This window comes from Micromonospora echinofusca, assembly GCF_900091445.1.
Taxonomy (GTDB): Bacteria; Actinomycetota; Actinomycetes; order Mycobacteriales; family Micromonosporaceae; genus Micromonospora; species Micromonospora echinofusca.
Window position 1 is genome coordinate 6,106,612 of record NZ_LT607733.1, and the last position, 13,310, is coordinate 6,119,921.

At 72.7% G+C, this 13,310-nt stretch carries 13 protein-coding genes; 6 read left to right on the forward strand and 7 right to left on the reverse strand.

The window, feature by feature from the left end; all coding sequences use genetic code 11:
* Positions 1-11: 11 nt before the first annotated feature.
* A complete protein-coding gene (locus GA0070610_RS26175; protein ID WP_089002501.1) occupies positions 12-1,049 on the reverse strand; it encodes a helix-turn-helix domain-containing protein in 1,038 nt (345 codons plus the stop codon).
* 63 nt (positions 1,050-1,112) lie between these two features.
* Here GA0070610_RS26175 and GA0070610_RS26180 point away from each other — a divergent pair, with 63 nt between their 5' ends.
* The 5 genes from GA0070610_RS26180 to GA0070610_RS26200 all read left to right on the forward strand — a co-directional run bounded on the left by GA0070610_RS26180 (position 1,113) and on the right by GA0070610_RS26200 (position 5,022).
* The gene (locus tag GA0070610_RS26180; RefSeq protein ID WP_089002502.1) at positions 1,113-1,832 is read left to right on the forward strand and encodes a PP2C family protein-serine/threonine phosphatase; all 720 of its coding nucleotides are present in this window, start codon (positions 1,113-1,115) and stop codon (positions 1,830-1,832) included.
* 80 nt (positions 1,833-1,912) lie between these two features.
* Complete coding sequence (locus tag GA0070610_RS26185) at positions 1,913-2,251, forward strand: PadR family transcriptional regulator (RefSeq protein WP_089002503.1); 339 nt, start codon at positions 1,913-1,915, stop codon at positions 2,249-2,251.
* Positions 2,248-3,066: an ATP-binding cassette domain-containing protein gene (locus tag GA0070610_RS26190; protein WP_089002504.1), complete on the forward strand. Its 819-nt coding sequence runs from the start codon at positions 2,248-2,250 to the stop codon at positions 3,064-3,066. The genes GA0070610_RS26185 and GA0070610_RS26190 overlap by 4 nt, the downstream gene beginning before the upstream one ends.
* Positions 3,063-3,755, forward strand: a complete 693-nt coding sequence (locus GA0070610_RS26195; RefSeq protein WP_089002505.1) for a hypothetical protein — start codon at positions 3,063-3,065, stop codon at positions 3,753-3,755. The genes GA0070610_RS26190 and GA0070610_RS26195 overlap by 4 nt, the downstream gene beginning before the upstream one ends.
* A gap of 82 nt (positions 3,756-3,837) precedes the next feature.
* A complete protein-coding gene (locus GA0070610_RS26200) occupies positions 3,838-5,022 on the forward strand; it encodes a GNAT family N-acetyltransferase (RefSeq protein ID WP_331716484.1) in 1,185 nt (394 codons plus the stop codon).
* A gap of 109 nt (positions 5,023-5,131) precedes the next feature.
* Here the strand turns inward: GA0070610_RS26200 and GA0070610_RS26205 are convergent, their stop codons facing one another.
* Entirely contained in the window at positions 5,132-6,214 is a 1,083-nt protein-coding gene (locus GA0070610_RS26205; protein WP_089002507.1) for an NAD-dependent epimerase/dehydratase family protein, read from the reverse strand.
* Positions 6,215-6,368: 154 nt separating this feature from the next.
* On the opposite strand from GA0070610_RS26205, the gene GA0070610_RS26210 reads away from it, so the two are divergent.
* Positions 6,369-7,697, forward strand: coding sequence for a condensation domain-containing protein (locus GA0070610_RS26210; RefSeq protein ID WP_089002508.1), 1,329 nt, complete (start codon positions 6,369-6,371; stop codon positions 7,695-7,697).
* A gap of 57 nt (positions 7,698-7,754) precedes the next feature.
* On the opposite strand, the gene GA0070610_RS26215 is transcribed toward GA0070610_RS26210, so the two are convergent.
* The 5 genes from GA0070610_RS26215 to GA0070610_RS26235 all read right to left on the reverse strand — a co-directional run bounded on the left by GA0070610_RS26215 (position 7,755) and on the right by GA0070610_RS26235 (position 13,040).
* Positions 7,755-9,587, reverse strand: coding sequence for a S9 family peptidase (locus tag GA0070610_RS26215; RefSeq protein WP_089003752.1), 1,833 nt, complete (start codon positions 9,585-9,587; stop codon positions 7,755-7,757).
* On the reverse strand, positions 9,584-10,951 hold the full coding sequence (locus tag GA0070610_RS26220) for an NAD(P)/FAD-dependent oxidoreductase (RefSeq protein ID WP_089002509.1): 1,368 nt from the start codon (positions 10,949-10,951) through the stop codon (positions 9,584-9,586). Before GA0070610_RS26220 ends, GA0070610_RS26215 begins: the two co-directional genes overlap by 4 nt.
* A gap of 16 nt (positions 10,952-10,967) precedes the next feature.
* On the reverse strand, positions 10,968-11,249 hold the full coding sequence (locus GA0070610_RS26225) for a PqqD family protein (protein WP_089002510.1): 282 nt from the start codon (positions 11,247-11,249) through the stop codon (positions 10,968-10,970).
* Positions 11,230-12,705, reverse strand: a complete 1,476-nt coding sequence (gene stsB / locus GA0070610_RS26230; RefSeq protein WP_089002511.1) for a StsB family radical SAM/SPASM domain sactipeptide maturase — start codon at positions 12,703-12,705, stop codon at positions 11,230-11,232. Before stsB ends, GA0070610_RS26225 begins: the two co-directional genes overlap by 20 nt.
* Positions 12,706-12,773: 68 nt before the next feature.
* Complete coding sequence (locus GA0070610_RS26235; RefSeq protein WP_089002512.1) at positions 12,774-13,040, reverse strand: StsA-related sactipeptide RiPP; 267 nt, start codon at positions 13,038-13,040, stop codon at positions 12,774-12,776.
* Positions 13,041-13,310 lie beyond the last annotated feature (270 nt).

Genomic DNA, 13,310 nt, shown 5'->3' on the forward strand with positions numbered 1-13,310 from the left:
CGGGCGTCGGCTCAGCCGTCGACCGGCGTCGGCACCGGCAGCCGCCGCTGCACCGCCCAGATCGCCGCCTCGGTACGCGACGCGGACCCGGTCTTGCGCAGCAGGTTCGACACGTGCACGGTGACGGTCCGCACCGAGATGCCGAGGGCCCGCGCCACCTGCTTGTTGGACATCCCGGCGACCAGGCAGCCCAGCACCTCGATCTCCCGCCCGGTCAGCTCGGCGTCGACCGGGTCGGCGGGCCGCTGCGGCGCCGCCCTCGGCACTCGCGGGGCGGGCGGCGGCCGGAGCAGGGCCTCGGGTCCCCGGGCGGCGTGGGCGGCGAGCAGCTCGGTGAGCGCGTACGGGTTGCCGCCGGTGCGCTGCCAGACGGCGCGCACCAGCCGGCCGGACGGGCGCGGGTCCGCGTACACCTGGGTCAGCACCTCGGCGACCTCGGCCGGCAGCAGCGGTCCGAGGTGTTGGCGGACGGCGCCCCGGACGCCGCAGAGCCGGGCCAGGGCGCGGACCGCGAGGTCCGGCGCGACGGCGTCCTCGGCGGGCCGGCTCGCCACCACCAGCAGCGCCGGCAGGTCGGCGGCGGTCGCCAGCTCGCCCACGAGGTTCAGGCTGGCCGGGTCGAGGGCGTGCAGGTCCTCCACCACCAGTACGGCGGGGCCGGCGCCGACGAGCAGCCGGACGACCCGCACCGCGAGCCGGAGCAGGGTGCCCGGCGCGTAGCGCTCGCGCGGCGCGGTGGGCTGCTGGGCGAGCCAGGCCAGCGCGTCGGGCGGCAGGTCGAGCCGGCTCGTGTCGCGGCCCGTGAGGACGGCGGCCAGCCAGTCGTACGGCGCGGGGCTGTGCACGCGCGCGGCGCCGGAGAGCACCACCGCCGGTCGGGGGGCGAACGCGTCCAGGGCGGCCGCGACCAGCAGGGACTTGCCCACCCCGGCCTCGCCGGTGAGCACCGCGACGGCCGGCGTGGGGCGCCGGGAATCGACCACGGTGGACCACGCCCGGTCGAGCTCGGCCAGCTCACCGGCGCGCCCGACCATGGACACCGGCATCATTCCCCAACCCTACGCAGTAGTGCGTAGAGACGGCGGCAGGGTGTTCTTGGCAAGCTTGACCCCATGACGCTGATCCTCCGCTCGGCCATCCTCAACGACATCGGCCTGGTCCGCACCAACAACGAGGACTCGGCCCTCGCCGGCGACCGCCTCGTCGCGGTCGCGGACGGCATGGGTGGCCTGCCCGCGGGCGAGGTGGCGAGCGAGATCGTCATCCGCATCCTGGACGAGCTGAGCCCGCCCACCACCCCCGACGAGGCGGCCGGAGCCCTGCGGGCCGTGGTGAGCACCGCGAACCGGCGCATCCACGCCGCCATCACGGTCGACCCGGCGCGCGACGGCATGGGTACGACGCTGACCGCCGCCCTGCTCGCCGGGGACGCGCTGGTGCTGGCCCAGGTGGGCGACTCCCGCTGCTACCTGCTGCGCGACGGGGAGCTGACCCAGCTCACCCGGGACGACACCTTCGTCCAGGCGCTGGTCGACCAGGGGGCGCTCTCGCCCGAGCAGGCGCGGCACCACCCGCAGCGGTCCCTGGTGACCCGGGCGGTGCAGGGCTCGGACACGCCCCCGGCGATCGGGGTGCTCACGGTGGTGGCCGGCGACCGGCTGCTGCTGTGCAGCGACGGGCTCTCCGACTACGTCGAGGACGGCACGATCGCCGCCGCGCTGAGCACGTACGGCGACCGGCACCAGTGCGGCGAGCAGCTCGTCAAGCTCGCCCACCAGGCCGGCGCGCCGGACAACGTGACCGTCGTGGTCTCGGACGTCGTCGCCGTCTGAGCGCGTCCGGGCTCCCGTCGCGGTCGGCCGCCGGCAGCTAGGTAGTTGTGCCAGCTAGGTAGTGCCGCTATGTTCCTCGGGTGGATTCCGACCGGCGCGGGCAGTGGCTGCGCGGGGTGCTCGACCTCTGCGTCCTGGCCCTGCTTCGCGAGGGCGAGTCCTACGGCTACCAGCTCGCCCAGTCGCTGGAGGCCGCCGGCATCGGGCCGATCCAGGGCGGCACGCTCTATCCGGTGCTGCTGCGCCTGCAACGCACCGGCCTGGTCACCGCCGACTGGCGGGAGGGCGCGTCCGGTCCGGCCCGCAAGTACTACCGGCTCACCGACAGCGGGCGGGCGACCCTACGCCAGGGCGGCAGCGCCTGGCTCGCGTTCGTCGCCCCGGTGACCGGCCTCGTCACGAAGGGGGTCGACGGATGAACGCCGACGAGTGGCTGCGGGCGTTCGCGGCCGAGCTGAACCGGCGCCGGGTCCGGGCGGACGCCGCCCGGCACGTGGTCGCCGAGGCCGCCGCGCACCTGCGCGACGGCGGGGGCGACCCGTGGGCCGTCTTCGGCCGGCCGCAGGACTACGCCGCCGCGATCGTCGAGACCATCGGCACCTCGCCCGCTGCGCGCCCCGGACCGGTCCGGCTGGACGCGCGGGGCATCACCAAGCGGTACGGGCGACGCACGGTCCTGCGCGACGCGTCCCTGGCCGTCCGGGCCGGTCAGATCGCCGCCGTGATCGGGGCGAACGGCTGCGGCAAGAGCACCTTCCTGCGCGTCTGCGCCGGGCTGGTCTCCCCCGACGCCGGGGACGTGACCGTCTCCGGCCGGGTCGGCTACTGCCCCCAGCAGGGCGGCACCGCCGACTTCCTGCTGCCCGACGAGCACTTCGTGCTGATCGGCGCCGGCCGGGGCGTGGCCCGGGGACTGGCCCGCCGTGCCGGTCGGGCGGCGGCCCGCCACCTCGGCTGGGAGGCCGACGGCGACGTCCTCGCCCGCAACCTCTCCGGCGGCACCCGGCAGAAGCTGAACCTGACCATGTCCACCCTCAGCGAGCCGGACGTGCTGCTGCTCGACGAGCCCTACCAGGGCTTCGACCAGGGCACGTACGTCAACTTCTGGGACCAGCTCGCCCGGCTGCGCGACGAGGGACGGGCGATCGTCGTGGTGACCCACCTGCTCAACCAACTCGACCGGGTCGACCTGGTGCTCGACCTGACCCCGGCCACCCAGGGAGGGCGTGCGTGAACCGGCTCGTCACCGTCGCCGAGATGACCCTGCGGGAGCTGCTGCGCCGTCGGGGCGTGCTCCTGCTGCTGCTGTTGATGCCGCTGGCGTTCTGGCTGATCCGGCGGGACTCGCACGTCGGGCAGTCCGTACGCTCGCTGCTGCTCGGCATCAGCTGGGCCGTCAGCACCGCCGCCCTCTTCGCCACCGGCGCGGCCCGCGAACTGGAGCCCCGGCTGCGGCTGGCCGGCTACCGCCCGCACGACCTCTACCTCGGCCGGATGCTCGGCCTGTGGGCGACCGGGCTCATCCTGTCCGTGCCGTTCTTCGTGCTCACCGTCGTCGACGCGCCCGAGCTGCGGCACGGCGGGGTGGCGGTGGCGATGCTCTGCTGCGTGGGCGTGGCCGCGCCGTTCGGGATGCTGATCGGCGCCCTGCTCCCCCGCGAGCTGGAGGGGACGCTGCTGCTGCTCACCGTGGTGGCGGTGCAGATGCTGATCGACCCGGCCGGCACCGGCGCGAAGCTGACCCCGTTCTGGTCCAGCCGGGAGATCGCCACCTGGGCCGTGGACCACACCGACTCCGGCTACCTGACGCGGGGGTCGCTGCACGGGCTGGCCGTCACCGCGCTGCTGATCGGCACCGTGGCGACCGTGTTCAGCGTCCGGCTGCGCCGCCGCCGGCACCTTCGACACCTGCCGATCGGCTGACCGTCCGCCGGTCCGGTCACCGGCGATTGCGGTTGCGGCGACCGCCGGGCCGGGATGGGATGGGCGGATGACCGTCCGCCGGGTGAACGCCGAAGAGAGACTGTCCACCAGCTTCGCGCTCGGCGCGTACGCCTTCGAGGCGTCGCCGCGCAGCGCGGCCCGGGCGGAGGAGTTCCGCGGCTACCTGCCCTACAACGAGGGCAACCGGACGCTGGTCGTCGAGGAGGGCGGCGTCACGCTGGCCGCCGCCTCGGCGATCCCGATGCGGCAGAACGTACGCGGCGAGGTGCTGCCGATGGCCGGCGTCGCCGGGGTCGCCACCCATCCGCTGGCCCGCCGGCGCGGGCACGTACGCACCCTGCTGCACCGCCTCCTCGACGAGATGCGCGACGAGGGGCACCAGCTCAGCGCGCTCTACCCGTTCCGGCCGTCGTTCTACGCCCGGTTCGGCTACGTGGGGCTGCCGAAGCCGCGTACGGTCACGTTCTCGCCGGCCGACCTGGGCGAGCTGCTCGGTGCCGACCTGCCCGGCGAGGTCGGCTGGCAGCGCATCGGCGAGGGCTACCAGGACTGGCGCCGGTTCACCGAGCGGTGCCTGAACGAGCGGCACGGCTTCGCGATCTTCCCCAGCTACCGGGACGTGGGGTTGCGCGACCGCGACGAGCACTGGCTGCTGACGGCCCGCACGGGCGGCACGGTCACCGGTGCCGTGATCTACCGCATCGACGACCACGGCGGCACGCTCACCGCCGGTGACCTGCTCGCCGCCGACCCGGTCTCCCGGGCGCTGCTGTTGCAGTTCTTCGGCCGGCACGTCGACCAGGTGGAGCGGGTCACGGTGCAGGTGCCCGTCGACGAGGCGCCGGAGCTGTGGCTGACCGACCTGGCGGTGCACGTCGAGGCGCAGGTGGCCCGGCCGGGTTCCTCCGCGCCGATGGCCCGGCTGTTGTCGGTCGACGCGCTGGCCGGGCTGCCCGTCGGCCCGGGCCGGGTGCGGGTGGAGCTGACCGGCGACCGGTGGCTGGCCGGGTCGTACCTGCTGGACGGCACCACCGGCACGCTGGAGCTGGTCACCGGCACCGCCGCCACGGCCGGCTCGCCGCCGACCAGCACGCTGACCGCCGCCGGCATCTCCGCCCTGGCGTACGGGGTGCTGGACCCGGTCGAGGTGGGTCTGCGCGGGCTGGGCGACGTGTCGCCGGAGGCGGCCGCCGAGCTGCGCCGCCTCTTCCCCCGTCAGCACCCGTACCTCTTCGCCGACTTCTGACCCCACCCGCGCCCCGCCTTTTCGATCAAGAGGTTTGCGTTCTCCGGGGCGTCGATCCGAGGCGCGAACCTCTTGACCGACCGAGTGGTGGCGGACGCGGTCGGCGTGGTCAGTAGGGGTTGCCGTGGCCGGCGGGGCGGCCACGCAGCAGGGCGGTGGGGCGGCCCGGCAGGTCGCCGGCCGCCGACATCGGCGGGCCTGCGGCGTGCGCGCCGTCGGCCATGCCGGCGAAGAGTTCCTTCAGCGCGCTGAGCGCGTCGTGGCGCGGGTGCCAGCCCAGCTCCGTCTCGGCGCGCTCGCTCGACATCAGCGGCGCGTGCAGCGCCAGCTCCACCCAACCGGCGTCGATCGGTTGCAGCCGCGCCCGCCAGGTCAGCGCGGCGGCGGCGCGCAGCACCGGGGCGGCGACGGGCACCGTCCAGCCGTGGAAGTGCCGGGCCACCAGCTCCGGGGTCAGCACCGGGTCCGCGGCGACGTTGAACGCGCCGCGCGCGTCACCCAGGACCGCCCGGGCGTACGCGTCGGCGACGTCGTCGGTGTGCACCGCCTGCATCCTCAACCGCCGGTTCGTCGGCACCAGCGGGATCCGGCCGAAGCGCAGCAGCCGGACGGGCGCGAACGGGCCGAGGAAGTAGCGGGTGATCTCGGTGGCCGCCGCCCGCTGGAAGTTCAGGCCGGGCCGCAGCCGCACCACCCGCAGCTCCGGGTGCTCCCGCTCCGCCCGGTCGAGCAACGCCTCCACCTCGGCCTTGTCCCGGCTGTACGACGAGCCGGGCACCCCGGTCGCCGGCCAGCGCTCGGAGACCGGGTGGTCCTTCGGGCCGGACGCGTAGACGCCGACGGACGACGCGTACACCAGAGCCGGCACGCCGGCGCGGACCACGGCGTCGATCACGGCCGCGCTGCCGCCCACGTTGGTGCGGTGCAGTACGCGCTGGTCGTGGCTGGGCTGGATCTGCCAGGCCAGGTGCACCACCGCGTCGGCCCCGGCGAAGACCTCGGCGAGCTGGTCGGCGGCGCCGGGCAGGCCGACGTCGCAGGAGTGCCACTCCACCTGCTCGTACGGCTCACCGCACTCCGGCCCGGGCAGCCGGCGGGCCACCCCGGCGAGATCCACTCCGCGTTCCCGCCGCAGCCGGCGCAACACCGCGGTGCCCGCGTTGCCGGTCGCCCCCACCACCACGATCCGCATGCCCGACCCCTACCCGTTCCGCAGCGCGTCAATCGCTTCTGGGGCAACGGCTCCCGCCGAAAACTAGTACGCTCGCGGTCGCGTCCGGCGGACTCGATCACGGCAGCGGCGCGGGGCGGCGGTCGCGGGGCGAGCGGCGGAAAGGGTGGGCAGGATGGAGAACCACCTCGATCGAAGCGGCCGGCCGCGGGCGACCGTCTATCCGGCGTCGCTGACCCAGAGCCGCCTGATCAAGGGGCGTCACGCGCCGGGCGGCCCGCCCGCGCAGATCGTGGGCACCCACCTGCTGATCCGCGGGGCGCTGGACGTCGACCGGCTCCGCGACGCGCTGATCGGACTCGTCCGCCGGCACACCATCCTCCGCACCAACTACGCGTTCGCGGAATCGGGAGAGGTCCTGGCGATCGTCCATCCGGGCGAGGGCCCGGACGTGTTCACGATCGCACCGGCCACCGGGCTGTCGGACGAGGACGAGATACGCAAGCACGTGAGCGACGTCCTCGACGGCGCCACCCACCGGTTCACGTCCCCGGACCGCCACACGATGCTCCAGGCGATCCTGATCCCGCACACGCCAGGCGTCCACAGCCTCCTACTGGTCATCGACCACATCGCGATCGACGAGCGTTCGAGGGCGGTTCTCCAGCGCGATCTGGCCGCGCTCTACGCGGGCCGGTCGGAGGATCTCGCCGAGCCGTACGCCTACGATTCGTCCGCCGTCCGGAACACGTTCCCGAGCATCGAGGACTCGCCGGAGATCCTCGATCTCCTCACGCCGCTGCCGCCACGATTCCTGACCGATCTCGAGGCGGAGACAACTGTGCCGGTGGTGACCGAGGGTCTGCTCGGCCCGGAGATCTCCGCTCGCATGGGCGCCGCGGCGAGGCGGTTGGGCTGCACGCGCTTCATCATCCACGTCACCGCGCTGCTCTGGGCGCTGAAGCAGTTCTCCGGGACCGACGACGTCAGCCTCGTCACGGCCGTGGACACCCGACTGCGGCCGCAGGACTTCGACACCGTCGGCTTCTTCCAGAACCTGATCCTCCTGCGCTCCCGCTCGCCCCGGTCCGCGGGCCTGCAGCGGACCTTCGAGGAGTGCCGGACGCTCGTACGCGACTCGCTGCGGCGGCGTGACTACCCCATCGCCTCGCTGATCGCCCACGCCGCCGAGAGGCGCGAGGGAGGCACCCGCCGGAACCCGCTCTACCAGGTCGTGCTGGCGTACGCGCGGGAGGACGTGGACCTCAACTGGGCGCTGGACGGTGTCGACGTGCGAGCGATGGAGATCGATCACCCACAGGCGTCCATCGAGCTGCTCATGTTCGTCACCGAGTCCCCGTCCGACACGAACACGCTGCTGATCGGCGCGGCGGACGTGCTCGGAGCGGACGATCTGCACCGACTGCTGGCCCTGTGGCGGGAGACGGTCGGCGAGCTCACCCGGGACGGATCGGTCCACCCGGCCGGCACCCGGGCGGAATAGTCGCGAAGCCGCCGACGTCGCCCGCCGTTCCGCAGGCCGGCGCTGGCCGGGTGGTGGTCAACGCGTGGCCAGGTGCTCGGCCAGGAAACGTTCGACGGCTTCGTAGTAGGCCTGCCGGTTCTCCGGGCGGGTCAGGCCGTGGCCCTCGTCGGGAAAGAGCAGATAGTCGTACGGCACGCCCTTGGCGCGAAGCGCGGCGACGATCTGTTCCGCCTCGTCCTGGGTGACCCGTACGTCGTTGGCACCCTGCGCGACCAGCACCGGGACGGTGATGTCCTCGACCCGCGACAGCGGCGACCGCTGCCACAGCATGTCCTGCTCGGTCTCCGGGTCGCCCACCTGCGTCCGCATGAACGCGGCCAGCGGCGTCCGGTACGGCGCCCCGCCGGCCAGCATGGTCAGCAGGTTCGACGGGCCGCACAGGCTGATCGCGCAGGCGAACACCCCGGGGGTGAACGCCACACCGGCCAGGGCCGCGTACCCGCCGTATGAGCAACCCATGATCGCGAGCCGGGACCGGTCGACGGCGCCGGACGCGACGAGGTGGTCCACGGCGTCGAGCAGGTCGGTGTGCATCGCGGCACCCCACTGCTTGGTGCCGAGGTTGCGGAAGTGCTTGCCGTAGCCGGTGGAGCCGCGGAAGTTGACCTGGACGCAGGCGTATCCCCGGTTGGCCAGCAGTTGCGCCTCCTCGTCCAGACCGAACGAGTTGCGTGACCACGGCCCGCCGTGCACGTTCACGACAGCCGGCAGGTCCCGGCGCTCGGCGGCGGGTGGCCAGGTCACGTAGCCGTGCACGGTGACGCCGTCGCGGGCGGTGAACGTGAAGGGTTCCATCCGGGCGAGCCGGTACCGGTCCAGCTCGGGCTGGTGGTTGAACAGGTACGTCAGCCGGCCGGCACGGCGTTCGTAGAGGTAGTAGCGGACCGGGTCGGCGCTGGTGACCACGGAGAGGATCCAACGTTCGTCGGCGCGGTCGGTGCGATCGACGTACACCTCGGCGTCGATGCCGGCCACCGCCAGGTCGCTGTGGATGCGGGCCAGGTCCTTGGCGTACTCCTCGTCGAGGAAGACGCGCTCGTCGCGGTCCTTGGCGAACACGACCGCCTCCGGTCGGCGCGTCGCCGGGTCCAGCTCGACACGGCGGATGTCGTACGTGGGGTCCGCGGCGAGAAGCGTCTGCGCACCGGTGGTGGTGTCGACCGCGTACAGCCGGTTGGCGTTGGCCCCGATCGACGACAGCAGATAGCACGTCGCGCCGTCGCGGGTGAATCCGAGGACGCGGGTGCCCATGGTGTCCTCGTACGGGACGTCGAGCCAGGGTTCACCGTCCAGTTCGATGGTGGTGCCGCCGTCCGGGCGCATCCGCGTGCCGCCGCGGACCCGCAGGTCGGTGTCGACGATCCAGCTCAGATACCCCGGGTTCGTGGCGACCTTGGTGAGCGTGCCGGTCGGCAGGTCCAAGCGGTACACGTCGTGCAGGTGCCGCTGGTCGCGATTCAGGCCGAGCAGGACGACGTCCGGATGCCACCGGTTGTGTGCCATGATCCGCGTCTGGACTCCGTCGAACGGGGTGGCGCAGCGCTCCGCGCCGGTCACCAGGTCGACCAGATACAGCCGCCAGCTCTCGTCGCCGTCGGCGTCGCGCAGGTAGAACAGCGTGCGGTCGTCGTGGCAGACGCCGAACGTGCGGACCCCCCGGCGCCGGTCCCGGGTCACGGGCGTGGCGGCGCCCGGGTCGTCCACCGGGGAGCTCCAGACGTTCAGCACGCCGTCGTACGGTGCCAGGAACAGCAGGCGGGTGCCGTCCGGGGAGATCTCCGGTTTCAGGTAGGCCGGGTTACCGAACAGCGTGGCGTACGGAATCAGGGGTACGTCGTCAGCGCTCATGTCGTGCTCCTCACCGGGGCGGAACGCCACCAGTCGTGCAGCCGCGGATACTGGGCGATCGCGTCGTCCGTGCTCAGCAACGCCGGCGGCGGCTCGGCCAGGGCCTGCCGCGCGGCCTTCCCGACCGCCGACTCGGGGGCGATCAGGGTCTGCGCCCCGAACAGTCCGGTCAGCAGCGTCCGATCGCCCAGCATGCAGCGGCCCAGCCGCAGGCGCAGGGGCGCCGGGACGGGGGCGGCACCAGCGTCGCCGCGGTCCTTGCCGACCGCCATCCGCCACGGCGTGTCCACCTCGGACGCCACGGCGGCCTGTAGTTCGGCGCTGTGCGCGGGACCGGGTCCGTGCCGGGCCAGTGCGCGCTGCAGCGCACGGGCGCCCAGCGCGGCCACCGACATCCCGTGCGAGTACACCGGATTCGTGGTGGCGAGGGCGTCGCCGAGCACCATGAAGCCGGCGGGGCCCGGGTGGTGTTCGAAGTAGCGGCGACGGTTCGCGGTGACCCGGTACGGCCGGACGTCGCCGAGCGGTTCCGCGTCGGCGAGCAGTTCCGCGATGATCGGGGAGCCGAGCGCGTACGCGCAGGAGGTGAACTCGGGCGCGGTGACCGGCGGCCGGTTGCCGCGGGTGCCGGTCAGGGTGACGATCCACCGGTCGCCCTCGATCGGGAAGAGTGTCGCCCCGTGTCCCTCGCGGCCCTGTTCGGTGCGCGGGTGCAGCATGATCGCCGGTAGGCCGGTGCCGAGTCCGGGCGGCGCCCGGTAGACACGGGTCGAGTACGCCAGCCCGGAGTCGACCGTCTCCTCCCGCACCGGCGGCCCGCCGAGGGCGGCCAGCCAGCGGGGGGCCTGCGAACGTCGGCCGGTGGCGTCCACCACCAGGTCGGCCGGGATGGTCCCGGTGCCGTGCGGCCCGGTGACGGCGACACCGGTGACCTGGTCGGCGTTCCCGGTGAGGCCGCGCACCCGCGTCCCCTCGCGGACCCGCACCGCCGCGTGGGCGAGGACGCGACGGCGTACCACGTCGTCGGTCAGCCAGCGGCTGCACGAGATCACGTAGGCGTCGGTGTGGTGCCGGTGGAACCAGCCGTCGGCGCCACGGATCAGGGCATCACCGGTGAGCCCCCGCCGGTGCGCCCCGGCGGCGAGCAGGGCCGCCACCGTGCCGGGAACCAGCGCGTCCAGGGCGCGGGCGCCGCCGGTGACCAGCACGTGGTTGTGGTGTGCCTGGGGCAGGCCCGGCCGTGGACCGGGCCTCGCGGGGTACCGCCCGGACTCCACGATCGTGACGTCGTCGACGTGACCGGCCAGCACGTATGCGGCCAGGACGCCGGCGAACCCGCCGCCGAGGACCACGGCGGTGGTCATGCCCGGTTCCTTCCGATCATGCCTGCACGGTCTCGACGAGCATGCCGCGCTCGACCATGGTGTCGAGGAACGCGTCCACGTCCGCCCGGATGCGCGCGCCGATGGCGGCGTTGCCTGCCCCGTACAGCAGCGACAGCTTGGTCTTCACGGCCTCCGGGTCGCCGTCGTCGGAGAGCAGCACCCAGATCTTCGCGGCGGTGTCGTTGAGTGAGCGGAACTCGCCGGTCTCGACGTGGTAGAGCGAGACGCCGTCGCCCATCTCGTTCCAGATGACGGCATCACTGATGTGCAGGGACACTGTCCGACCTCCTCGGTACCGGCGTGACGGGGATGAGCTGGCCGGCCCGGATCGCCGGGGCCGGCGGGGCGACGTACGTCTTCCACTGGTCGTACACCTCGTGCACGGCACCGTCGGCGACCCTGCGCGGAACCGTCATCGCCTCGTCGTTGGCGGCGATCTCCGCGCGGCTGACCCCCGACTCCTGCCAGAGCTGGGTGACCAGGCCGTGGCGCAGGATGCGGCAGTAGTGCCGGTCGTTGCGCCGCAGGTCACCGGAGAGCGACATGTGGGTGGCCCGGCAGCCGCCGCCGCAGTTGGAGCGGATGTAGCAGGCCCCACAGTCGGCGTGGAACTCGCCGCCGTACACCGTGCTGCGCCGCATCGCCCCCAGCACGGGGCTGGCGAAGATCTCGGCGAGTGGCTGCCGGCGGATGTTGCCGGCGTGCTCGGCGCGGCCGGTGACGAGCTTGCACGGGTAGACGTCGCCGAGCGAGTTGATGTAGATCTCGTTGCCGCCCAGACCGCAGTTGCCCTTGACCGAGCAGGGGGTGACCGGCCGCGGCCCGTCCGGGCGCAGCGGCCCGGCGATCGGCGAGGTCCAGACGAGCTGCTGGACCCGCAGGTGGTCGGCCCAGCCGAAGTCGTACTCGTCGTCGACGCCACGGCCGAGCTGGCTGTGGTTCATCAGCCGCACGCTGTGCACCCGCAACCCGGCGATGAAGGCCCCGAAGTCCTCCAGCTCGTCGATGTTGTCGGAGGTCACGATGTGGTTGATCCGGGGCTCCACGCCCGCGTCGTTGAGCAGTCGCACGGCCTGGTGCGTCTTGGCGAACGAGCCCTTGCCGCGGGTACGGTCGTGGGTCTCCGCGGTGCCACCGTCGAGACTGATGGTGACGGCGTCGAAGAGCTCGGCGAACCGCTGCGCGATCTGTGCGCTGCGGATCATGGTGGCGTTGGTGATGACGTTGCACAGCAGGCCGCGGGACTTGGCGTGCTCGACGACCTGGAAGAGGTCCTTGCGCAGCATCGGCTCGCCACCGGTGAAGATGATGGTCCTGGTGCCCATCGCGGCGACCTGGTCCACCAGGTCCAGCGACTCGGCCGTGTTCAGCTCCCCCGGCAGGCACTTCTCGGAGGAGGCATAGCAGTACGGGCAGCGCAGGTTGCAGCCGTCGGTGATGGCGTAGTAGGCAGTGTTGAGCGGCGACTCACTGACCGTGACGGTCGGCCGGTGACCGTTGAAGTAGACGATCCATTGCAGGATGAGCTTGCCGAGCGTGCGTTCGGTCGCCTCGTCCGGCTCCAGCGGCGTCCCGGTGACCAGTGCCCGCAGGACGCCGAACTCCCGCGTCGTGAGCACGCAGCGGGCGCCGACCTGCGGATTGATGACAAGGTGGGACTCGCCGTGCACGAAGTACGTCAGGTCCTCCGGCACGTCGAACCGGCTGCGGTTGCGAACCAGGTGCCCGCGCATGAACGCCTCCTTCCGATGGGCGCCGAGTGCGGCCCGGTGTCCGGGCCGCACTCGGCGCGCGGGTCGAGCTAGTTGGCCTCGCCGGAGCCGGACCAGAGGCCGCACGCGCACATCATGGCCGCGTCGAAGCCCTGCTCAGTCGCCTTCGGCTCGGACCACTCCTGGCTGTGCGCCACCACGTCCGGGAAGAACGACACGAGCCGGTTGCGGGTGGAGATGAGCACCTGCGTCTCCTGCTCGGTCAGGGTGTTGCAGAACTCCTCGAGCTCCGGCGACATCTGGCTGCCACCGATGATGCCGGCTTCACGGAGGGCGTCCGCTGCGTTGAAGGTCATCATTTTCCTTTCGCTGTCGCGGGTCGAACTCGATGCGATCGAGAATGCGGTTCGAAATACCGTCCCGGCAACCCCACGAATGTGGGGTCGAGGGCAATTCGACGACCATTTTTTGGGCAGGCGGAAAGAGCTCTTCAGAACGGGTTGAAAGCCGAGTTCAGACCAGGTCAGATCGGCGCCGACAATTCGATCCGGGTGCCTCAGAAAGGTGGGCCGATCCCGCCGAGGGCGAAGCCGGCGCTACGGGACGACACGAGCTGGATGAACGAC

Coding starts and splice junctions, on each gene's coding strand:
- GA0070610_RS26175 (WP_089002501.1), bottom strand. CDS start 1,049: ATGATGCCGGTGTCCATGGTCGGGCGCGCCGGTGAGCTGGCCGAGCTC.
- GA0070610_RS26180 (WP_089002502.1), top strand. CDS start 1,113: ATGACGCTGATCCTCCGCTCGGCCATCCTCAACGACATCGGCCTGGTC.
- GA0070610_RS26190 (WP_089002504.1), top strand. CDS start 2,248: ATGAACGCCGACGAGTGGCTGCGGGCGTTCGCGGCCGAGCTGAACCGG.
- GA0070610_RS26205 (WP_089002507.1), bottom strand. CDS start 6,214: ATGCGGATCGTGGTGGTGGGGGCGACCGGCAACGCGGGCACCGCGGTG.
- GA0070610_RS26210 (WP_089002508.1), top strand. CDS start 6,369: ATGGAGAACCACCTCGATCGAAGCGGCCGGCCGCGGGCGACCGTCTAT.
- GA0070610_RS26215 (WP_089003752.1), bottom strand. CDS start 9,587: ATGAGCGCTGACGACGTACCCCTGATTCCGTACGCCACGCTGTTCGGT.
- GA0070610_RS26220 (WP_089002509.1), bottom strand. CDS start 10,951: ATGACCACCGCCGTGGTCCTCGGCGGCGGGTTCGCCGGCGTCCTGGCC.
- stsB (WP_089002511.1), bottom strand. CDS start 12,705: ATGCGCGGGCACCTGGTTCGCAACCGCAGCCGGTTCGACGTGCCGGAG.
- GA0070610_RS26235 (WP_089002512.1), bottom strand. CDS start 13,040: ATGACCTTCAACGCAGCGGACGCCCTCCGTGAAGCCGGCATCATCGGT.